General features: G+C 55.6%; 16 protein-coding genes and 1 CRISPR repeat array (1 of these 17 running past the window's edge). Of the genes, 14 read left to right on the plus strand and 2 right to left on the minus strand.

Annotated features, from left to right (window positions below; genetic code table 11):
* Window positions 1–103 precede the first annotated feature (103 nt).
* From ABEA92_RS01650 to nhaA, 4 genes are all read left to right on the plus strand, one after another.
* A complete protein-coding gene (locus ABEA92_RS01650) occupies window positions 104–418 on the plus strand; it encodes a hypothetical protein (protein ID WP_345682051.1) in 315 nt (104 codons plus the stop codon).
* A gap of 263 nt (window positions 419–681) precedes the next feature.
* A complete protein-coding gene (locus ABEA92_RS01655; protein WP_345682052.1) occupies window positions 682–930 on the plus strand; it encodes a hypothetical protein in 249 nt (82 codons plus the stop codon).
* Window positions 931–1,374: 444 nt separating this feature from the next.
* Entirely contained in the window at window positions 1,375–1,788 is a 414-nt protein-coding gene (gene rnk / locus ABEA92_RS01660; RefSeq protein WP_345682053.1) for a nucleoside diphosphate kinase regulator, read from the plus strand.
* Between the two features lie 165 nt (window positions 1,789–1,953).
* Window positions 1,954–3,237: a Na+/H+ antiporter NhaA gene (gene nhaA, locus ABEA92_RS01665; RefSeq protein ID WP_345682528.1), complete on the plus strand. Its 1,284-nt coding sequence runs from the start codon at window positions 1,954–1,956 to the stop codon at window positions 3,235–3,237.
* A 30-nt stretch (window positions 3,238–3,267) separates the two neighbouring features.
* Here nhaA and ABEA92_RS01670 read toward each other — a convergent pair whose 3' ends face one another.
* A complete protein-coding gene (locus ABEA92_RS01670; RefSeq protein ID WP_345682054.1) occupies window positions 3,268–6,210 on the minus strand; it encodes a response regulator in 2,943 nt (980 codons plus the stop codon).
* A 481-nt stretch (window positions 6,211–6,691) separates the two neighbouring features.
* On the opposite strand from ABEA92_RS01670, the gene ABEA92_RS01675 reads away from it, so the two are divergent.
* From ABEA92_RS01675 to cas7c, 6 genes are all read left to right on the plus strand, one after another.
* Complete coding sequence (locus ABEA92_RS01675) at window positions 6,692–8,185, plus strand: hypothetical protein (RefSeq protein WP_345682055.1); 1,494 nt, start codon at window positions 6,692–6,694, stop codon at window positions 8,183–8,185.
* A complete protein-coding gene (locus ABEA92_RS01680) occupies window positions 8,182–11,172 on the plus strand; it encodes a PVC-type heme-binding CxxCH protein (RefSeq protein WP_345682056.1) in 2,991 nt (996 codons plus the stop codon). The genes ABEA92_RS01675 and ABEA92_RS01680 overlap by 4 nt, the downstream gene beginning before the upstream one ends.
* A 364-nt stretch (window positions 11,173–11,536) precedes the next feature.
* Window positions 11,537–13,777, plus strand: a complete 2,241-nt coding sequence (gene cas3 / locus ABEA92_RS01685) for a CRISPR-associated helicase Cas3' (RefSeq protein ID WP_345682057.1) — start codon at window positions 11,537–11,539, stop codon at window positions 13,775–13,777.
* A gap of 240 nt (window positions 13,778–14,017) precedes the next feature.
* Window positions 14,018–14,689 carry a type I-C CRISPR-associated protein Cas5c gene (gene cas5c / locus ABEA92_RS01690; RefSeq protein ID WP_345682058.1) on the plus strand — a complete coding sequence of 224 codons (672 nt, stop codon included), beginning with the start codon at window positions 14,018–14,020 and terminating at the stop codon, window positions 14,687–14,689.
* Window positions 14,686–16,437 carry a type I-C CRISPR-associated protein Cas8c/Csd1 gene (gene cas8c / locus ABEA92_RS01695; protein ID WP_345682059.1) on the plus strand — a complete coding sequence of 584 codons (1,752 nt, stop codon included), beginning with the start codon at window positions 14,686–14,688 and terminating at the stop codon, window positions 16,435–16,437. The genes cas5c and cas8c overlap by 4 nt, the downstream gene beginning before the upstream one ends.
* 50 nt (window positions 16,438–16,487) lie before the next feature.
* Window positions 16,488–17,342, plus strand: a complete 855-nt coding sequence (gene cas7c / locus ABEA92_RS01700; protein ID WP_345682060.1) for a type I-C CRISPR-associated protein Cas7/Csd2 — start codon at window positions 16,488–16,490, stop codon at window positions 17,340–17,342.
* Between the two features lie 40 nt (window positions 17,343–17,382).
* Here cas7c and ABEA92_RS01705 read toward each other — a convergent pair whose 3' ends face one another.
* A complete protein-coding gene (locus ABEA92_RS01705) occupies window positions 17,383–17,646 on the minus strand; it encodes a hypothetical protein (protein WP_345682061.1) in 264 nt (87 codons plus the stop codon).
* On the opposite strand from ABEA92_RS01705, the gene ABEA92_RS01710 reads away from it, so the two are divergent.
* From ABEA92_RS01710 to cas2, 4 genes are read left to right on the plus strand one after another with little or no spacing between them, the layout of a single operon-like run.
* Window positions 17,645–18,139: a hypothetical protein gene (locus ABEA92_RS01710; RefSeq protein ID WP_345682062.1), complete on the plus strand. Its 495-nt coding sequence runs from the start codon at window positions 17,645–17,647 to the stop codon at window positions 18,137–18,139. The two genes, ABEA92_RS01705 and ABEA92_RS01710, sit on opposite strands and share 2 nt — an antisense overlap.
* Window positions 18,140–18,152: 13 nt before the next feature.
* Window positions 18,153–18,851, plus strand: a complete 699-nt coding sequence (gene cas4 / locus ABEA92_RS01715; protein ID WP_345682063.1) for a CRISPR-associated protein Cas4 — start codon at window positions 18,153–18,155, stop codon at window positions 18,849–18,851.
* Window positions 18,848–19,873 carry a type I-C CRISPR-associated endonuclease Cas1c gene (cas1c, locus tag ABEA92_RS01720; protein WP_345682064.1) on the plus strand — a complete coding sequence of 342 codons (1,026 nt, stop codon included), beginning with the start codon at window positions 18,848–18,850 and terminating at the stop codon, window positions 19,871–19,873. The genes cas4 and cas1c overlap by 4 nt, the downstream gene beginning before the upstream one ends.
* 48 nt (window positions 19,874–19,921) lie before the next feature.
* Window positions 19,922–20,218, plus strand: coding sequence for a CRISPR-associated endonuclease Cas2 (gene cas2 / locus ABEA92_RS01725; RefSeq protein ID WP_345682065.1), 297 nt, complete (start codon window positions 19,922–19,924; stop codon window positions 20,216–20,218).
* Window positions 20,219–20,398: 180 nt separating this feature from the next.
* Window positions 20,399–22,892: a CRISPR direct-repeat array (repeat unit 33 nt; unit sequence GTCGCGCCCTTCACGGGGCGCGTGGATTGAAAC); it runs 435 nt beyond the window's last position.

Genomic DNA, 22,892 nt, shown 5'->3' on the forward strand with positions numbered 1-22,892 from the left:
AAAACCGCCGCAATAGGGACGCGGCATCTTGATTGCAATATTAGGAAACTCGCCGCTAAGGGAGCGACACTCTGCTTTCCATTCCCAAAACGAGAGACTCAACATGTTGATGCGCAACCCCAATTATCCGCTGGAAGAATCCAAAGTCCAGTGCGAGCTCGACGTTGACCTCTCGCGTCACGCGGCAGCCATCCGAATGTTGTCTGCGGAACCGGTTTTTGCCAAGCCGAGTCTCGGTGAGTCGGGGCCAGAAGCGTTGGGCTCAAACGAGTACGGGGTGGGCAAATTGGGAGCAGATGAATCGGGGGCGGGCGAATCGGGAGCAGGCGAATCAAAACTCTCTCTGCTATACGGTCAAGTCCTGCTGATGGTGTTGTTCGCCGCGGCGATCGCATTGCGATGGTGGTTTACGTGGTGACCCACGGGGCAAATTTGGCAACGATGTCGATTTCCGCGGGATACACCGCGGTGGCAGCGAGTGGTAGTTGGCGACTTCATGGCAACCGATGTACGACGTAGCACGAACTCAATTGAGGATTCGCGCCACCATCCGTGACTTTACCGAACGTCATCCACTTCGCGAACGATTACGTCCCAGCGGTTCGCCGGCCGGTCAATTCTCGGATGAAACTCTTGACGGCTTGTTGATTCAGTGAAGTTTCCTGCGGCAAGGGGTGTAGGATGGACTTCCTAGTCCGTCAATGGTGGATTCGACGGACTAGGAAGTCCATCGTACGACTAAAACAACAAGCCCTTGAATGTTTTGGTCGTTACGCCATTGAAAGCGATGAACATTCTTATCTAAGCGTGCTGATTGAAAAACACGCGGGCAACATCCCTAGCGTCGCCCATCAAGCCGGGCTATCGCGACAAGCCATGCCCAAGTGGTTCAAGAAACACGGCGTCGTAGCGGCTGATTATCGCAAGTAGCGTTTAGGGCGTGTGCTGTCACCCTGTCAACTCACCCTGTCGTCTGATTCTGGCAGGTATGAACATGCCGCATGATTTCACCGACGTGCCGCGTGACAGGAATCAGTGGTTCTCGACCAAATATCGGACGTCGTGGCGGAATTTTCGCCGTCTTGCTAGTCAGCAGTGGCGGATGGTGGAACCCGACAACCATTGTTTCTCGGTTGGAAGCGTCCATTGACCGATCTCGGACGCTTTGGCGCGGCGGTTGCAATGCAGGACGCAACCGGCATTGAATCGCGAAAACAGGATGCGTTTTTACAATAACCTCCCTGCAAAAAACACACTTCCCGCGTCCCATGCCCTGCCACTCGAAACTGATTTCTTGCCTCTCAAAATTGAACCGCTGTTTCAAAATCGGATTCTAAAATTGAGACGACCACTCTCGATTCGGAGCCTCATTAAGTGAGCTACAAACAAATCGTCATCACTCAAAGTGACTATGAACGTCTTGATGAATTGCTGTCGAGCAGCTTTACGCAGGCGATTCACGACCGAAAAAATTTAATGAAATTGCGTGTTCGACTAAACACGGCGGAGATCGTCGATTCACGCGACGTTCCCAGTGATGTCGTCACGATGGATTCGATCATTCAGCTGCGTAATTGCAACACGCAAAGATTGGGAACTTATACCTTGGTGTATCCCGAAGAAGCCCACATTGCGACGGGTAAATTGTCGGTGTTGTCGCCAATTGGCACTGCGATTCTAGGTTGTCGAATTGGTGATTGTGTTCGCTGGAATGTCCCCAGCGGCCCGATCGAAATGGAAATCGACGACATCGTGGATCAACCCGAGCGTGAAGCGATGGCAAGCTAGTTGGCTGCGAATGATCGTATGGTAGCGAAACGGATTTTCAATTGTGTTACAATTCACAGAGCATGAATGGCTTCCCCATCGACCATTGAACCTCGGCAACAGCACATCCAACCAGTCCATCCCAATGTGACGGTTCCACTTCCTGAACAACCGATCGATCGATTGGTGCGCACGTTCGCTCGCTTCCTTCACATCGAAGCGACTAGCGGCGTACTGTTGATGCTGTGCACTGCGTTTGCCATCTTCATGGCCAATTCGGCCTGGGCTGATTCCTACCTGATGTTCTGGAAAACCGAGGTAGGCGTTTCGTTTGGATCGCTGCATTTCCGGCACTCTCTGCGACACATCATCAACGACGGGTTGATGGTCATCTTTTTCTTCGTGATCGGTTTAGAGGTCAAACGCGAACTGGCGCACGGGGCGCTCGCGGACCTTCGCCGCGCAACGCTTCCGATCGCCGCGGCGGTTGGCGGAATGCTGGTTCCAGCGGGCATCTATTTGGCGTTTCAATATGACCAACCTGCAGCCCGAGGTTGGGGCATCCCGATGGCGACCGATATCGCGTTTGTCGTCGGTTTTTTGGCGTTACTCGGATCGCGGGTCCCCAATAGTCTACGCGTGTTGTTGCTGTCGCTGGCGATTGTCGATGACATCGGCGCGATCATCGTGATTGCAATTGGATACACGCACGAATTGGATGGCCGTTTTTTGATGTTGGCGGCGATCGGGATTGGCGTTGTCCATCTATTCTCGCGAATTGGCGTCCGCCGTTTTCCTCCCTATATCATCGCAGGACTCTTCGCGTGGTTCGCGTTTCACGAATCAGGCGTCCATGCAACCTTGACCGGTGTGATTCTTGGCTTGATGACGCCGGCAAAGGCTACGATTGTGCCGGACCACTTTCACCAATATTTGCTGCAGACCGGAGATTTGTTCCGCGGTGAAGGTTGGCACAACGAGGATCGTCGAGCCCACAAAGTTCGCGAGGTCCAGCGGCTGACCCGCGAAACCGTTTCTCCGCTGGAATATCTTGAAGCGACGCTTCATCCATGGAGCAGCTATTTCATCATTCCGATCTTTGCAATGGCCAACGCTGGCGTCTCGTTGCAATTGGCGAACGTCGGCGACTCCGTTGCCGTCGCCGTCGCGTTAGGCTTGGTCATAGGCAAACCACTTGGTGTTCTCTTGTTCTGTCTGCTGACGGTGCGACTTGGATGGGCGAAAATGCCGCACGGATTGAGTTGGCGAATCTTGATTGCCGGCAGCTTCTTGACGGGCATCGGTTTCACGATGGCGTTGTTCATCGACGGATTGGCATTCGGCGAAGAGGGCTTGGATACCGCGAAGACCGGTATCATGGTGGGCTCGGCGATCAGCGCATTGCTCGGCATGACATTTCTGATGTGGACACTTCCCAAACATCACGCTCCTCATACCGCAGAGGAATGACCGCCAAACGAACTGGCGGTTTGTGGGTGGTCACACATGGGTTTTCGCTTTTAGTTCTTCCGCCAAATTTTCGGTGGCAGTGACAAGCTGCTGCAAAATCGCTTGGGCGGAGCTCAAATCGCCTCGTTTGCCTTGATGCTCGAGCGTTTCCGCGGCCTTGACCACATCGATCGCACCAAAGTATCCCGACGCTCCTTTTAACGTGTGCGCGGCCCTGCTGAGTGCGTTTGCGTCGCCGGCATCCATCGCGGCGTGAATCTTGTCAAGCAACTGTTGCGATTCATCCAAATAGACTTTCGCCAATTCGCAAGCCATCTCTTCACTGCCACTGGTTTGGGAAAGCGTGACGGCCCAATCCAGTTGTCCGGCGGCGTTGGTCGCGGGCGAATCCAACGCACATGGTTCCCTTGGCGAAAACGCGGATCCTACCGACGCGATCTCCGCGACCACCTCGGTAGTTGCGTTTGCATCATGCAGCGCCCCGCACGGCGATTGAGCGAGCACACGTTGCAATTGCATTGGATCGAAAGGTTTGGCGATATAGTCGTCCATACCGGCAGCGAGAAACCGTTCGCGATCTCCCTTCATGGCGTTGGCCGTCATCGCAACAATCAATTGGTGCCCGCCCCGTTCCGCTTCCATTTCACGGATCTCTGCCGTCGCTTCGATTCCATTGAGCTCCGGCATTTGGATGTCCATCAAGATCAAATCGAATGTCTCGCGACGAACCGCATCCACGGCCTCGCGACCATTGGACGCCAACACCACCTCGTGCCCCCATTTCGTCAAAAACCCCATCGCGACTTTTTGGTTGACAATCCCATCTTCGGCCAACAACACCTTCCTGGCTTGCATCGCAGTTTGCGACGGATGGGCATCGTCCGCTGTGTCGTCGATTGCCGTGATCCCCAGCACGTCAAGGATCGCGTCAAGCAGCTCGGACGCGATCACTGGCTTTGTCATAAAACGAACGATCCCTACGCGGCGCAAGACCTTTGGCTGCAACCCGCCCACCGATGATGACAACATCACGATCGTATAACGCGAATTCGTCTTGCATTTGGACAACCGCTCGGCGAACTCGAGCCCATCCATTTCCGGCATGTGATAGTCCAGCAAGATCAAGCGAAAGGGCGTCTTCGCTTGCTCGGCGGTATCGATTTGCTGCAACGCGTGGTGTCCATCACGTGCCATTTCGGCATCGAGTCCCCACTGCGAAAGCATCTCTTGCAAGATCCGCCGATTGGTCGAATTGTCGTCCACGACAAGCACCCGAGTGCCCCGCAACCGCGCCAAATCCGCAGGCCGCCGCGGGCTTTGATCCGCTGCAATTTGCAAGTGGATCAGAAAATGAAACGTGGTCCCAACCCCTGGCTTGCTTTCCAACCAAACTCGGCCGCCCATCAATTGAATCAATTTCGTCGAAATCGTCAGCCCCAACCCGGTGCCTCCGAAGCGACGGGTGGTCGACGTATCGACTTGTGAAAACGCTTCAAAAACTTTGTCCTGTTTTTCCTCGGGAATCCCGATCCCGGTGTCTCGCACGCGGAAGTGAAGCACCGCATGATCATCCGTCAATTCCTGCGAATTGACATCCACAACCACTTCGCCCTTCTCGGTGAACTTGATCGCATTGCCCACGAAATTGACGATAATTTGACGCAATCGCCCCGGATCGCCGACCAAGCGGCTAGGAATCGAGGGGTCGATACGGGCGGCGAGTTCCAAGCCTTTTTCATCGGCTTTGAGTGCAAACAACCTCATCGCCTTGCCGACACAATCGCGCAAATCAAAATCGATCTCTTCGAGCTCGAGACGGTCGGCTTCGATCTTAGAGAAATCCAAGATGTCGTTGAGCAACCGCAACAACGAATCGGCGGATTGCCGGATCAAACCAAGGAATTCTTGCTGATCCTGTTCCAGCCGCGTGTCGGACAACAATTCGGCCATCCCGATGATGCCATTCATGGGCGTGCGAATCTCGTGACTCATGTTGGCCAAGAATTCACTCTTGGCGCGGTTCGCGGCCTCGGCTTCGATCCGTGACTGTTGAAGTGCCGCATCGGTCCGATTCAATGACGCAGCACTCCACCAGATCAAAATGCTGAACACGACGATGTTCGTCAACACAAACATCGACAATCCCATCACCGGATCAAACACACCATGTTGTTGTGCCCACCAACGAAAACCACCAAGCACCGCGGGAATCAAAATGGCGGCCGGCAACAACCGCCGCGCCATCACGCCACCCGCACCACGGTCGCTGATGATTTGCATCAGACCTTCGCTTGGCCGTGCGCACAAAATCCCAATGCATAGAACCGCAAACCCGACGGCGGTGTTCAGTGCCATCGGAATGTACGCCTTGATCCCTATCAAGTTGACGCTGCTGTAGGCGTAGCCGACGATCGCCAGCAGCGACACTAGCGCCGCCGCCAGCGTCAGCGATTCCGTGGCCAACGACCTCCGTTGCCACGGCAGATTGGCAAACACAAGTGCTAAACCGGTGAGCAAAAAATTCAGCGCCGTGTTGGGCGCCATCCGATTGGGAATTTCGTAAGCATCGAGCTTCTTGGGAAACAGCCAGCGGTCGGGGCCCCAATCGAAACCAAACTCGTAGCCCAAAATCCGAACCACGGCCATCACCACCACCAGCGACGCCAATCCGGTGGCGATGAACGTCGCGTGCGACGATTCAATGTGTCCTGACCCGTTGGACGGCTCCGACAATTCGTCGGACTGACGATACGACAGCCACAATGCGGCACCACACAATAGGAATCCGATCGCCGTCCCCCCAGGATTCATCGCAACCTTACCCGGCAATAACGCTCGCAGCGGCTCGAGATTCATTGCCCAACCGAACAACACGAGCACACTGATCGCGATCACCACCACGCTTGCAATGCGTGAGGCGAGGCGGAACCTTGCAATCAGTTCGGGCTGTTCTAGATCCTGAGAATTGCCCACTCGATCCCCTTTCTGACAAGGGCGCTTCGGCGCGGAGGACTTCGTTGAAAAGGTGGCATGCTCTCTATGCTACCACGACAAACACACGCGGGGGGACCCACGCGGCCCAAATGAAGGAAGAAGTCGTTATCATATTAGGTCGTTGTCACACTTCCGAGCTTGACGACATAGTAGGACGCAGCAGGGCCAGCGCAGGCGGACCAGCCCCGCGGAAGAGCCGCAAACTCCTCCGCATATGTCCCGAGACCATGTTTTTCATCCAAAGCCCACAGCCGCGTTGCAACCCTATAGAATAGGGCAGCCCCCTGAGTTTTCCTTCCTCAATCACATCCCGCCCTCTGCTGCTTCGTCACTCTGCTGCACCGTTACTCAGCCGCAACGCACTGTGGCACTACCGTCAACGTCCAGCCCCATCCCACCTCCAGCGCTGCATCATCTGATTGTCCGATCAGAACCCACCCTCCACGAAAAAGGTGTTCTCATGAAGCGACATTGTGTCTCGATGCCCTCGTCCGGGCATGACGTCTGCCGGTTATTCAAACCGGGATTGGTCCTCGCTGTTCTGCTGTGTTTCATTTGCCGCACAGGCAATCAAGTCGAGGGGGCGGAGAAGCCTGTATTCCTGGCGGGTGCGGCGAAGGTAGAAATCACACCGCCTTTGGGGTTAGAGATTGTTGGAAACTGGAATCGCCCACTGGCGTCGAACATCCACGATGATTTGCACGTTCGATGTTTGGCGTTGAATGATGGAACGACCACGATCGTTTTTGCGATTTGTGACAATGTCGGAATCCCGCGTGATGTGTTCGACGCAGCGAGGAAACGGATTGATGCGAATGCCGCCGTGCCATCGGCAAACGTGCTGATGTCCGCCACTCACACGCATTCGGCTGTGTCAGCGAGAAATGAGCGTAAAGTCGATGGAGTTCTCGTGCTTGATAATTATCAAACCTTGTTGGCACAGCGGATTGCCGACGGAGTTGCCAAAGCGGTGGCGAACCTGCAGCCCGCTAAAATTGGCTGGGGCAGCGTCCAAGAGGCATCCGAGGTCCATAACCGCCGCTGGTACGTCGACGACGAAAAACTGCTCACCAATCCGTTTGGCGGCGTGGACAAAGTGCGTATGAATCCGCCGCGAGGCAGCGACAAGCTGATCGAACCGGCCGGCCCCATTGATCCCGAAGTCTCGTTCTTGAGCGTCCAGTCGGTCGACGGTAAACCGATCGCACTGTTGGCCAACTATTCGCTGCACTATGTCGGTGGCGTCCCCAGCGGCGACATCTCAGCCGACTACTTTGGTGCCTTTTCCGAAAAGATCGGCCAGCAAATCGGGGTCACCGACGACGACGATTCCTTCGTCGGCATCATGACCAACGGTACCAGCGGCGACATCAACAACATCGCCTTTCGCGAAAAATCAGCGAAACACGAACCGTACCAGCGAATCAACGAAGTATCCGACTTGATCGCTAAGCGAGTCGCCGCTGCGTACACGGAGATCGAACATCGTGATTGGGTTTCGTTATCCGCCGCGTCGCAAGAATTGGAACTAAAAATGCGGAAACCGGATCCTGAGATGCTTCGCTATTTCGCGAGCCTGCAGGGCGACGGTCAATCCAACGCGGGTGCCCATCGACTTGCGGCGATCTACGGCGAACGCGTCAACAAAATCGCCGAAGGCCCGGAAACCAGTTCGATTTTGCTGCAGGCGTTCCGGATTGGCGATCTCGGCGTGTTGGCGATTCCGTTTGAAGTGTTCGCCGAAACTGGACTCGATTTGAAAAAACGCAGCCCCACTGCCGACACCTTCACCATCGAATTGGCCAACGGCAGTTACGGCTACTTGCCCACGCCGGCGCAACATGAACTTGGTGGTTACGAAACGTGGTTGGGCACCAATCGCGTCCAAATCGATGCGTCGGAACGAATCTCGGATGTCCTATTGTCATTGTTGAATCAGTTGAGTCAGAAATGAAACGTCATTCGAAATTAGCTCGTATCGTCGCGAGCGTTGCGATCTCGGTCGCGTCGGCCGCTACGCCGACTCAGGCAGAACATCCGAGCGAAGCGTCGCCAAGTCAAACGACCGAGCGAGCAAAGATCTCGTCGCACTCACCCGCAGCGTCGCTGTCGCACTTGAAAGTGCGTGAGGGGCTAGAGATCCGCTTGGCGGCGGCAGAACCCGACGTCATCGATCCCGTCTCGGCCACTTGGAGCAGCGATGGCAAGCTTTGGGTCGTCGAGATGACCGACTATCCGTTGCCCAAACCGGGCAAAACCGAGCGACATGGACGCATCCGCGTATTGTCCGATCGCGATCCCAGCGGACGTTTCCAAAAATCGGTCACCTTTGCCGACGGACTCGACTTTGCCACCGGCGTGCTGCCGTGGCAAGACGGTGCGATTGTGACGATGGCGGGCGAAATTGCTTTCCTGCGTGACATCGACGGCGATGGACGCATGGATACGAAACAGTCGTGGTTCAAAGGGTTCACCACCGACAACGAACAACTTCGCGCCAACCATCCAACGCTCGCACCCGATGGTTATGTCTATGTCGCCAATGGACTTCGCGGAGGCACGATCACGGCGGTCGATCCTCGCTTTGACGTTCGTGCCGCCCCCATCAAATTGCAAGGTCGCGATTTTGTGTTCGATCCCCATGGCGGTTACTGGGGCTCGGTTGCGGGAAACAGCCAGCATGGATTGACCATCGACGGATTCAATCGGCGGTTTGGTTGCAGCAATCGGAACCCCGCAATCGAATCGGTACTTTCGATCGACGTCGTCGATCGCGACCCGTTTTTAACGCCAGGTGATGCGATCGCGGATGTGGGCAAGTCGGGGTTTGAATCCGAAGTCCACCCGATCAGCAACGCCTGGACAACCAGCAATTTGCACGCCGGTCAATTTAGTGCCGCCTGTGGTGTCACCGCGCCAGGATGGTCGATCGATGACGCGTCCGAATGGTTGTTGGTTTGCGAACCCACCGGATCGTTGGTCCAACGTCAACGTCTGCAATGGAAAAACGGCGTGTGGCAAAGCGTGCGTGAAGCGAACGACGCAGAATGGTTAGCCAGTTCGGATGATTGGTTCCGCGCCGTCGACTTGGTGCCGGACGTCGATGGCGGCGTGCTGGTTATCGACATGGTCCGCGCCGTGATCGAACATCCTCAATGGGCACCGATTGAGTTAAAAAATCGTCTCGATACCTGGGACGGCAATGACCTGGGCCGGATCTGGCAAGTACACGCGGCTGATAAACCGATCCAATCGGTTGCGGTTCGCAGCGACGCCGACGCCATTGCGGCGATCGCTTCGGACGATCTGTTGCTGCGAATCCTCGCGTCAGATTATCTGCATGCTCGCTATTCATCCGACGTTTCGCCTGGCAACAATACCGTCGAGGCGTTTGCTCGAATCCTGGACGATCGTGAGGCGGCTGCGGAATCGAAGTCTCGGGTTGCCCTGCTGCTGAACCGCTGGGGTTTGCTGACGCCACAGCAACACACGTCGCTATTGCAGGAACCCACGGACCGATTGAGAGCCATGGCGGTAAAGATGCGGCAAGGGAATCGCCCGGATGCCGCCTCGGTTGCGACGATTTCAACGCAGATGGCAATGACCGCCGATCCGGCGTTGATCGTTCGTCAATCAGCGTTAGAGGCACTCGTTCTATCAGCGAGTCCCAAGCAACCAAGTGACGAGTTGGTCGAGCGGCTGATTTCCGTGGCGCATCACGATCATGATGCCCCGTGGATTGCGAAACTGCTAATCGCGGTGCCTCACGAATTCGCCAGCCAACTTTTGAGACACTTGCCAACGCCTCAGAGCACGACGTTCGCGTCGATCGATACTGCGGTGCTGGAGGGTTGGATGCGTCGTGTGGCAGCGAAAGATCCCAAACAGGCTAGCGAGATTTTGGCGACCTGGTTGATCAACGCAATGCCTTCGGGCAGTGAATCGGCCGACCAATCTACGCAAGCCTTGGCAATGAACATGGCGGCGGCATGGAGTCGAGGAGGTGGCGAAAAAGCGTCGCTCAAATCGATGCCTAAAGAAATTGCCGATGCGATCGCCAAGCTTGATACGTTGGCCACCTCGATCGCGACCAACGACAACCACTCGATAGGAACTCGATTGGATGCGATCGCATGGTGTGCCAAACAACCGGCTTTGCATGATTCATTGCGAGGACTTGTCGACAAGAGCGTCGCGCCAACGGTCCGCGCCGCGGCGTACCGAGCGTTGATGCAGCGGGATGCCGAGTGGACGAAACAGCAAGTGCTGGAAAACGCGGAATCGATTTCGCCCACCGACCGCGTTGCGATCGTCAATGCCGTTCGCGGCAGCGTTGAAAATGCGACTTGGTTATTGAACGCGATCCGCGATGACCATCTGCCTCGCACGTTCGTCGACCCGTCGTCGATGGATTGGTTCCGCAAACATTCCAACGCCGAACTTTCCAAACTCGGTCGTGAAACGTTTGCACCAGCGGGCGATGTGTTAGCGGTGCTGCGTCAGTATCAACCCGCGGCGCAGCAAATTGAGTCAGCGGATGTGGTGCAAGGCAGGCAGTTATTCGCCCAGCATTGCGCAAATTGCCATCGCATTGACGGTGTCGGACATGTGGTTGGTCCGGACATCAGCGACAGCCGCACCAAGACGCCCGAATCGCTGCTGGCCGCGATCCTCGATCCGAGCTCTGCGATTGACGCTTCGTATGCAAGTTACAGCGTTTTGACGGTCGATGGCGAGGCGGTCAGCGGATTGTTGGCAGGTGAGTCGAGCGAAGCGGTCACGTTAACCCTGCCTGGCGGCCAAACCCGGCGTTTCGAACGCGACGATATCGAAATCTTCCGAGCCTCGAACGTCTCACTGATGCCCGAGGGAATGCACCGAGTGATGAACGTCGATCAGATGCGAAATTTGATCGGTTACCTAAAGCGATGGCGATATTAAGCGATTTCACAGGGCAAATTGTCCAGACATCGTCGGACTAAAGAAAACCTGGCCGAGCCCAACGGGCTGGGACCAAGGAAACCAATGCAGGGAAGGGCCAACGGTCCGAAGAACGTCTAAACTCGCAACTTCAAAACTGACGCATCGGGTTGTGATGTTCAGGGGAAAACATTGACGCGTCGCGTTTCGTTGCTCTGGCATCTCGGCAATTTCTCGGGGATGAATTTCATTTACATAGGTTCGGATTCACCCTCTCACGTGCATGAGATTGCACTCATCGCGACGGTGGAGTGACCAAACGTGTCATCGGATCAGATAGAATCTCTGGTATCCCGAACGCGTCCCCCAGCCCATGCAACGTACGATGCCTCATTACGCCCACAGCCTGCCCGATGAACCGAACCGAGATTTGTGGGAACCGCTTGGGGATCATGAGCAAACCGTAGCCCGTCTTTCGGCTAGCTTTTTAAAACGCATTGATGCTGGACTTGCCCCGTGGGGTGATCTGCTCGGTCGGTGGCATGATATCGGAAAGTATAGCGACGACTTTCAAAATTACTTAGCTTCCGCTGGCAGTTCGGATGTTCACCATTCAGAAATTTCGGGCAAAGTCGATCATTCGACTGCAGGTGCCCAGTTGGCCTATGGCAAGTCTTCGCCCCTTGGAAAATTGATTGCCTATACCTTGGCGGGACATCACGCGGGTTTGCCGGATTGGGATGTGGCGACGGGGCAATCAGGCTTGAAGCAACGACTCGACAAAAAAATTCCGTGTTGGCGGAAGGAGGTGACTAAGGAGCTAGAAGCAATGGAGCTGCCGAAATCGATTCCTGTTCGTTCACCTCAAGCGTGCGAGACGTTTTGCAAGCATCGCATCGCTTCGTTCCGAGTTGCTTTTTTGACTCGCGTGATGTTTTCAGCCTTGGTCGACGCTGACTTTTTGGCCACCGAATCGTTCATGGCGCCCGAGCAATCAATCATTCGACCAAACGTTTCCGCAAACATTGCCGATTTGTCTAAAGCAATCGACAAACACCTTGAACGCCTTCGAGCTGATGCCAAACCTTCACCGGTCAATAAGATTCGCAACGAAGTTAGCAAAGCATGTGTCGATGCCGCTGAACTTAACCCCGGACTGTTTTCTCTGAACGTCCCCACAGGTGGTGGCAAAACGCTTGCGTCCTTGCAATTCGCACTGCGACATGCCGCGCATCACGGACTCGATGGTGTCGTCGTCGGCATTCCGTTCACGAGCATCATTGAACAGAACGCGAAGGTGTATCGCGGTGTATTCAACTCGCTTGGGGAAGGTGTTGTGCTGGAACATCACAGCAACACTGACCCTGAACAGGAAACCACTCAAAGTCGTCTGCAATCAGAGAATTGGGACGCGCCGTTGGTGGTCACCACCAACAATCAACTCTTTGAATCGCTGTTTGCGTGTCGAACCTCACGCTGCCGAAAACTTCACCGGATCGCACGGCGGGTGATCATCCTGGACGAAGTGCAATCGTTGCCAGTCGATTTGTTGACGCCCACATTGTTGGCCATTCGCGAATTGGTCGAATCGTTCGGCTGCACGGTCGTGCTTTGCACCGCCACCCAGCCAGCGTTAGAGTGGCAAGACGACTTTGCGATCGGCTTGCACAAGATCCGCAACATCATTCCGACGTCTGAGAAACTGCACGAACGATTGCGTCGGACAACCGTGCAGCCGATCGGTTCGCTTTGCGACGAGGAACTTGTCGCCCGGATCGATGCCGAAAACCAGGTCCTTTGCATTGTCAACACGCGGCCACACGCAAGCAAACTGTTTTCGGAACTCAGGGAGTCCAACGCGAACTTTCACTTGAGCACGCGAATGTGCGCCGCGCACCGACTGCATGTGCTCGATGGACAGATTCGTCCCCGACTGGAACAGGGTTCACCGTGTCGTGTCATTAGCACCCAATTAATTGAAGCCGGGGTGGACGTCGACTTCCCAGTCGTGTTCCGCGACGTGTGTGGCATTGATTCGTTGACACAGGCGGCGGGACGTTGTAACCGCGAGGGACGCGCCGCCCAAGGCAACGTGTACTTTTTCCAAGGCGAGCGACGACCACCGCCAGGCACGCTGCGAATGTCGGCCGATCACGGTCTAGAAATCGCTCGTCACTTCGACGATCTATTAAGCCCTGAGGCCAACGAAGCGTACTTCCGCTTGCATTATTGGCAACAAAAGGATCGCTGGGATTTCCGTCAGGTGATGGACGCGATCGGACGTGATCCAAACAGTATGGAATTCCAGTTTCGTCAGATCGCCGATCGTTATCGCTTCATCGAAGAAGAGGCCGAAACACTCTATGTGCCCTGGAAAAAAGGCGAGCAATTAATCCGAAGCCTTAGCGAATCGGACTATCCGCCCGACCGAAAGCTGCGACGTCGTTTGCAGCGTTATTCGATCAACCTACGCCGTCACGAAATGGCGCAACTTCACGCCGCGGGCGCGGTTCTCTCGTTTCATGGTTACGCCACGCTGACTCAACCACACTTGTACGATAAGAAAACCGGCCTGACGCTGCTGAAAGCCGACGGAATTGTCCCGCCAAGTGATTTGATGTGCTAAGGCGGTGCCAGTGCTTCGTGGAGGAGTTTTTGATCAGCGATGGTTTCCCCGGTGACACGGGATGTCAATGCTCCCAACCAAAGGTTGGGATGCCAATTACGACCAAATTCGGAAGTGGATCGGCCGCGGTTGCGATGTTGCATTCAAGTCTCGCGACAATCGATTCATTTACAACCCTTGACACGCGGAGTCAGTGCGTAGAGAACTAACACGAAGTTTCAAAGAAGATCAGAGGAATCGATGGACCTATCAAAAAATCGAGTTGCCCTGCGAGTTTGGGGCGACTTTGCCTGTTTCACCCGGCCTGAGATGAAGGTCGAACGTGTGTCATACGACGTGATCACGCCATCGGCTGCGCGCGGTGTACTAGAGGCCATCTATTGGAAGCCAGAGATCGTTTGGGTCATTGATCGGCTACATGTTCTGAAGCCGATCCGTTTCACCAACATTCGCCGCAATGAACTCGGTAGCGTCGGCCCTTCGGAACGGACCCTGAAACCGTACTTGAGCGGCACTAAAACCGAACCATTGATGCAAATCATTGAAGACGATCGTCAACAACGGGCCGCAACACTGTTGCAAGGCGTCGAGTATTTGATCGAAGCACACTACGAAGTCCGCAGTGGCAACGAACCGCCGCAAAAGCACTTCGAGATGTTCAAACGCCGGGCATCCAAAGGTCAGTGCTTTCAACAACCCTATCTCGGTTGTCGTGAATTCGTCGCAGATTTTGCGTGGCACGAAGGAGATGGGCCGGCGGTAGATGAATCGCTAAAGGGCAAGCGTGATTTGGGGTTCATGCTGCACGACATTGACTTTGAGCACGAGATGACACCCAAGTTCTTTCGCGCGACCATGATCGACGGTGTGATTGAGGTTCCGCGGATTCAAAGCGGTGAGGTGCGGTCATGATCTTGCAACGCTTGTGCGAGTATTACGACGTTATCGACGCTGACCCGGAAATCGAAATCGCTCAGGAAGGCTTCGCTCCGCAAAAAGTCACGTTTGAAATTGTGCTTTCTCGCGATGGTGGTGTTGCAGCGATCAATGATCTGCGAACGACCGAAGGGAAACGCAAGATCCCCCGCTCACTTCGGTTGCCATTCGAGGGACGAACCAGCGGCGTGAAAGCGATGTTCCTATGGGACAAAGCGGAGTACTTGCTGGGCTACCTGTCGCCAGAACTTCGTGATCCTCCAAACGGTGAGAGTGAATCAGATGAAAAGAAGCGGCTGAAGAAGATCGACCGCGTTTTGAAATGTTTCGAAGCATCCAAACAAACGCACTTGGAATTCGCCGATTCGATTGACGACGAGGACTACAAAACTCTCTGCAAGTTTTACAGCGGTTGGCAACCAATCGAGCTGACGGGTGAACAGTTAAAACTGATTGATGAACTCGGACCCGGATTTGGAGTTTTTCGAATTGATGGTAAAAAAAGGTATATCCACGACTCAATACAAGCCAAACGTTTTTGGAGTCGACAGCAGTCATACGCGACAGCGTCTGCATCAACGATGTGCTCGATAACTGGAGTAGTTGGACCGCTCGCGCGGCTTCACCTTCCGATTAAAGGACTGTATGACCAAAAGAAATTCGGTCCACTTGTTTCCTATAACGAATCTTCATTTGAGAGTTTCAATCGAAAGAAAGGTGGCAATGCAACAGTGAGTGAACAGGCCGCGTTTAAATACGCGACCGCGCTGAATCACCTTCTCGATCGGAAAAATAACCGGACCATCCAAGTTGGCGACGCGACCTGCGTCTTCTGGTCCAATGCGAAAGACACGATCGCTGAAGATGTGTTTTCCTTCGGACTTGATCCAGACCGCTTCGAAGACGAAGGGCGGGCTGCGGCAATTGGCAATGTGCTCAGCCAAGCCATGGACGGCAACGCAGTTTTGCCAGAACCCGGTGCCGCCTTTCATGTGCTCGGTTTGTCCCCAAACGCCTCACGGCTATCAATACGGTTTTGGATCTCCGGTTTGGCAATCGAGATGGTTTGCCGAGTCGCTGAACATCAACGAAGGCTTGAGATCGTTCGTGGCGGCAAGGATTCCGATTGGGTTCCGCTGTGGATGATCCTCGCCCAAACGGCTCGCGAATCCAAAGAAGTGCCACCGCTGCTTGGCGGCGCTTTGCTTCGCAGCGTTCTTACAGGCGGTCGCTATCCCGAGGCCCTACTTGCCGCAATCCTGCGTCGCGTCCGTGCCGAACAAGAAATTCGACATGTCAAGGCAGCCACGATCAAAGCGATTTTGAACCACAACCACCACAAGGAGATTTCAGTCATGCTCGACCCCGAACGTCCCGACCCCGCCTATCAGCTCGGGCGACTGTTTGCATGCCTGGAACGCGCGCAAGAAGACGCCCTACCCGGCCTCAATGCCACGATCAAAGATCGCTACTTCGGAGCGGCATCTTGCACACCTGGAACGGTCTTCCCTCGCCTTATCCGAATGAACCAGCACCACATCGGTAAGCTCGAAGGCGGTAAGAAGGTTGTCACTGAAAAACGAATCCAAGAAATCATGGGACGACTGCATGATTTCCCCTCGCATCTTGGAATCGTTGACCAAGGTCTGTTTTCGATCGGTTACTACCACCAACGGCAAGATTTCTTCGCGAAGAAAGAAAAACCGACTGAAACCAACCAGTAATTTCTTACGCCCCTTTCTCGACTTCAATTCTCCCTTCCAAGGATTCATCGATGGACCATCGATACGATTTTGTTTTCTTGTTTGATGTCACTGACGGCAACCCCAATGGCGACCCAGATGCGGGCAACCTTCCACGCGTCGATCCGGAAACCGGACACGGACTTGTCACCGATGTTTGTTTGAAACGAAAGATTCGCAATTACGTCGCCAACGTGAAGGACGAGACGCCACCGTTTGAAATTTACGTAAAAGAGCGTGCCGTGTTGAACAATCAACACTCCCGAGCCTATGAAGCGTTGAAGTTGGACGCTGCAAAAGCGAAACGCACCGAGGTTGATCAATGTCGCGATTGGATGTGCCAAAATTTCTATGACGTTCGCGCGTTCGGTGCGGTGATGAGCACTAAGGTCAATTGTGGCCAAGTGCGAGGTCCGGTTCAAATGGCGTTCTCGCGAAGCATTGACCCAATTGTCTCGCTAGAACATTCAATCACACGCTGTGCTGTCGCCACGGAAAAAGAAGCTGAAAAACAGGACGGCGACAATCGAACAATGGGACGTAAATTCACCGTACCCTACGGCATGTATCGCTGTCACGGCTTTATCAATCCATTTTTCGCACGTCAGACCGGTTTCGGCGAAGAGGATTTGCAACTTTTCTGGAAGTCGCTGCAAAACATGTTTGAACTGGATCGCTCGGCCAGCCGTGGGCAGATGACGCCACAAGTATTGGTCGTTTTTCAACATGACGAAGCATTGGGCAACGCCCCGGCTCACCAGCTACAAAAACGCGTCAGCGTTGTTCGCAAAGATGCCACAACGCCGGCACGTTCAAGCGACAACTACGACATCCAAATTGACGAAACCGAGTTGCCCGCAGGTATCTCGATTCATCGTATGTTTTGATTGTTTTGATTCATTTTATCGAGACGCTGCAGCCTGATATTCAATCGGTGTGAGCGTCTCCGATCGGAGACGATGTCAGAGAGATCCGCCTGGACTGACCCGAGTGCTCGGGGATCACGCCGATTGAAAAACGTCTGGACTGCCCGTCGATGATGGTTTCGACAAACGCTTCACCACCAGGAACCGGTTCGGGCCGCTTCAGCAAAATGATTTCACCACCGACCTGCCCCAGCTCATACCGTTTTCCGGCACAATGCAGCCATAACTCAACTTTGGCAGAATGACATCGATTGGGAGCAATCATGGAACTACCTGCGGGTTATGAAAAACAGATTGAAATCTATCGGGAACGCTTTGATGTCGAACTGCTCGACTCACTTGGCACCGGTACTCAGGGTACCGTGTTCACCGCGCAAAGTCCACGTCACCCCACCTTCTACGCGGTCAAATTTCATCTCCGGAAAGTGGCGTACGAACGCGAAGTCGGTGTCTATCTTCGCCTTCAAGACCTGGAAGTAACCGAAGTCTGCGGCCACCAAGTCCCGCAATTGCTTGCGTATGACGACGAATTGCTCACGATTGAAATGACCACGGTCAGTCCGCCATTCTGTCTCGATTTTGGCGGCGCCTACTTGGACCAACCGCCAGATTACACGCCCGAAGTATGGCGGGATTGGCGAGAAGAAAAATCCGAGGATTTTGGAGACAATTGGCCCGCCGTTTTAGAAATCCTCGATGAATTTCGGTGGATGGGAATCCACATCGCCGACGTAAATCCTGGTAACATTCGTTTTTGAGGCTGCCTGAACCATGACCTACCTCGACGACGATCTGCTGCCCATCTCGGCGCTCCAGCACTACCTGTTTTGCCCCCGGCAATGTGCGTTGATTCACTTGGAACAGGTTTGGGCGGAAAACCATTTGACGATGGAGGGGTTGCTTTTGCACGAGCGGGCAGATTCGCCGACGCACGAGACACGACCTCGGGACGCTGGCGGTTCCGTCCGAGTGGAACGGGCGCTGCCGATCCGGTCGCTCGAATTGGGGTTGATCGGTAAGGCCGATATCGTGGAATTCCATCACGCTGGTCGATCCCAACAATCGGGAGTGTCGCCCGCAGCCCCGCGGATCATCCCGGTCGAGTATAAACGTGGCAAACCGAAAGCGAATGATTGTGATCGCGTTCAATTGTGCGCTCAGGCGATGTGCTTGGAGGAAATGTGTGCCACCGAGGTTACCGAAGGTGCGCTGTTTTATGGCACCCGACGCCGGCGAACCGACGTCGTCTTTGATGACGATCTTCGTCGACGCACGACGCAAACGATTGATGCGTTGCGAGCCATGATCCAAAAACGCGTGACTCCCGCCGCCGTTCGCACCAAGGCGTGTGACAAGTGCTCACTGATCGATCTCTGTTTGCCTGACGTCACCAGCGGTCAACGTAGCGTATCGCGATTCATCAGCCGGCAACTGGCCTCCCACCTTCAAGACGATAAATTGGACGCATGAAACGTCACCTCAACACGCTGTTTGTGACCACCGAAGGCAGTTACTTGGCCAAGGACGGTGCTGCTGTGCAAGTGCGGTTCGAGAAGAAAACGCTGCTACGTGTGCCACTGCACAATCTTGATGGCATTGTGTGCTTTGGTCGGGTCGGATTCAGTTCGCAATTGGCGGCGGCCTGCGCTGAAGCCGGTGTGTCGATTTCATTGATGTCGCCACATGGACGGTTTCGAGCCGCCGTGGTCGGATTCTCGCCGGGCAACGTGTTGCTTCGTCGCCAGCAGTATCGGGCAGCCGATGATGCGGAAGCGACCGCACGGATCGCTCGTAATTGCATCACTGGCAAAATTGCGAATTGTCGCAGCGTGCTGCTGCGGGCGGCTCGTGACGTGAGGGAGGAAGACCGAGCAGGCCGGTTGAAGCTGGCAGCAAAGCAGCTAGCACCGATCCTGCGGCGTGTCGCGAAGGCCGATGACGCGGACACGGTGCGCGGGTATGAGGGCGAGTCGGCTTCAAAATACTTCGCGTCGTTTGGCGATTTGACATCCGTCAACGCGTTTCAAATGAACAATCGATCGCGTCGTCCACCGCTGGATCCAATCAACGCACTGCTTTCGTTCCTCTACGCGATGTTAGCGCATGATGCCCGGAGTGCTTGTGAAGCCTGTGGACTGGACGCTGCGGTGGGGTTTTTACATCGTGATCGCCCGGGTAGACCAGGTTGTGCGTTGGATTTGATGGAAGAATTTCGCCCGGTTTTGGCGGACCGATTGGCCTTCTCGCTAATCAATCGAAAGCAGGTCAGCTCGAAAGGGTTTGAGGTGACATCATCAGGTGCGGTGCGAATGGATGACAAGACCCGCAAAACCGTGCTGACCGCGTATCAAACTCGAAAGCAGGATACCATCGAACATCCGTTTTTGGGCGAAAAAACAACGATGGGACTATTGATCCATCTGCAGGCTCGGTTGCTTGCGAGGCATCTGCGAGGTGATTTGGACGAATACCCCGCGTTCATTTGGAAGTGAACGCCAGTAGGGTTACCCCAGTGAAATGAGCACGACCCAAAGGTGACGATGATGGTGATGTTGGTGACGTATGACGTGAGCACGGCCAGCGCGGCGGGAAAGCGTCGTTTGCGGATGATTGCGAAAATTTGCTTGGATTATGGCCAGCGTGTGCAGAACAGCGTTTTTGAGCTGGATTTGGATCACGCCAAGTGGGTGGAATGCCGTGCACGGTTGTTGGAAGCGATGGAGCCAGAGGAGGACAGTTTGCGCTTTTACCGACTGGGCAATCAGTGGCGAGAGCGGGTGGAGCACATTGGCACGAAGCCCTCAACGGACCTCAGCGGTGGCACACTGCTGGCGTGATCGCGAACGTGAAGCGCGCACGCCAATGCCGTCAGGTTCGCGACAGCCGTTTCGCCCCGCCCTGGACGACACCTTCTCAATTTGAGCTTGCAAACGAAGCCGTTGTGTACTGCTCTACACCTCTGGTTCGCGAATCGTTACGTTTAAATGCAGCATTGGCCGCACTGAGCGACCACCGCAGTCGCGCCCTTCACGGGGCGCGTGGATTGAAACCAGCAGTGCCGCAAGGGCTCGGTTACAACGGTCGTGTCGCGCCCTTCACGGGGCGCGTGGATTGAAACAGGTGTGACGACTGGGGCAGCTCCCTTCGTGTCAAGTCGCGCCCTTCACGGGGCGCGTGGATTGAAACATTGCAATCTCACCAGCAGTTGCGAGTTCGCCTGGTCGCGCCCTTCACGGGGCGCGTGGATTGAAACTGCTTCCCCGATCGCCCGAGGAGTCACCACCACAGTCGCGCCCTTCACGGGGCGCGTGGATTGAAACACGAGCAAATGCGACAAGCGGCGTCGGTGCCAGTCTGTCGCGCCCTTCACGGGGCGCGTGGATTGAAACTCGCTGTTCATCAAAACGCAGTTTCAGCCGGAGGGTCGCGCCCTTCACGGGGCGCGTGGATTGAAACAGCCAGGCCAACGCGCCACCGTTGCCGGTAAGGAATGGTCGCGCCCTTCACGGGGCGCGTGGATTGAAACAGATTACGTGCATGGAAGCGGCCCAAGACATCCAGGTCGCGCCCTTCACGGGGCGCGTGGATTGAAACTCGCTGCACGTAGGGCACTTGGAATCGATCTCGGTCGCGCCCTTCACGGGGCGCGTGGATTGAAACCGGTTCCTCGGTTTCCTCAAGCTCTGGAAGCATTGTCGCGCCCTTCACGGGGCGCGTGGATTGAAACTCAGCGGAGGTGGTGCAGTTGGCGGAGGCGGTGTGTCGCGCCCTTCACGGGGCGCGTGGATTGAAACACGAGTGGTTCAACGATCACGCGGGGCTGCGTCAGTCGCGCCCTTCACGGGGCGCGTGGATTGAAACAAACGACGCTGATCACCAGCGTTCGCAGGATCAACGTCGCGCCCTTCACGGGGCGCGTGGATTGAAACCTTTTCGCGTAATCATTCGATCACCTGGTGTGGTGTCGCGCCCTTCACGGGGCGCGTGGATTGAAACCTCGATCGACGGTGGCTCGCTTTGGCCCGTGATGTCGCGCCCTTCACGGGGCGCGTGGATTGAAACAAGCTTTGGCAGCAGCGACTGGGGGCCGTACACCGTGTCGCGCCCTTCACGGGGCGCGTGGATTGAAACCTTCACCGGCTCGGGAACTGGCTCGGGCTCGGGTCGCGCCCTTCACGGGGCGCGTGGATTGAAACCAGTGAACCTGGTCGACGTTGTAATAGATCCCTCGTCGCGCCCTTCACGGGGCGCGTGGATTGAAACCCCTTCGTAGCTGCGATGCCAGCTGCGTGAGGTCGGTCGCGCCCTTCACGGGGCGCGTGGATTGAAACAGAGTGACATCATCGCCGTCCACCGACTCAACCGTCGTCGCGCCCTTCACGGGGCGCGTGGATTGAAACATGGCAGCCCGTTGCAGGTTGATTACACACCGAGGTCGCGCCCTTCACGGGGCGCGTGGATTGAAACGCAAGTGCCGATCCCGCAAGTTCGGCAAAAAGCGTCGCGCCCTTCACGGGGCGCGTGGATTGAAACGCCTTCGCCGATTCGCGCAATTCAAGTGTCTGCATGTCGCGCCCTTCACGGGGCGCGTGGATTGAAACGTCAATGGCTAAGAACATTTCACGCTCGAGCCGCGTCGCGCCCTTCACGGGGCGCGTGGATTGAAACTATCAGAATGGCGACGTCTACAAGGTGATGGCTTGTCGCGCCCTTCACGGGGCGCGTGGATTGAAACGCGAACGCCAAAACCACGTCGTGACGATCACGCAAGCGTCGCGCCCTTCACGGGGCGCGTGGATTGAAACGCGGGACTGGACGCCGTGACGTGCATCGATGTTCGAGTCGCGCCCTTCACGGGGCGCGTGGATTGAAACTGCTTGAAACGAACGTCAAGCAGGAGTTGCTCAAGTCGCGCCCTTCACGGGGCGCGTGGATTGAAACCACTTAGCCAAATCCCAAGTCGAGATCGTTCGGGGTCGCGCCCTTCACGGGGCGCGTGGATTGAAACTTGTTGGCTGGTGCCGCAGTGGTAGCGCTCGTCGTCGCGCCCTTCACGGGGCGCGTGGATTGAAACCACGCAAGCCGCGGCAACCTGAACACGAGCAAGGGTCGCGCCCTTCACGGGGCGCGTGGATTGAAACACAGCGAGGTCCGGCAATACTTCGAAAATAGGCGGTCGCGCCCTTCACGGGGCGCGTGGATTGAAACGTCAAACATGAACGGCTGCACGCGAGGTTCCGAGTCGCGCCCTTCACGGGGCGCGTGGATTGAAACCGCGCTCGGCTTCGTTCCTATCTTCCGCTCGGCCGAGTCGCGCCCTTCACGGGGCGCGTGGATTGAAACTACGACGTCACACGTGGCAAACGCACCGTGCGAGGTCGCGCCCTTCACGGGGCGCGTGGATTGAAACGCGATGATGGTTCCGCCGGCGAAAACCAAGGCGGGTCGCGCCCTTCACGGGGCGCGTGGATTGAAACCAGATGCTGTAGACGCTGGACGCATCTCGCTCGG

The sequence above is a fragment of the Novipirellula caenicola genome, from assembly GCF_039545035.1.
GTDB classification, from domain to species: domain Bacteria; phylum Planctomycetota; class Planctomycetia; order Pirellulales; family Pirellulaceae; genus Novipirellula; species Novipirellula caenicola.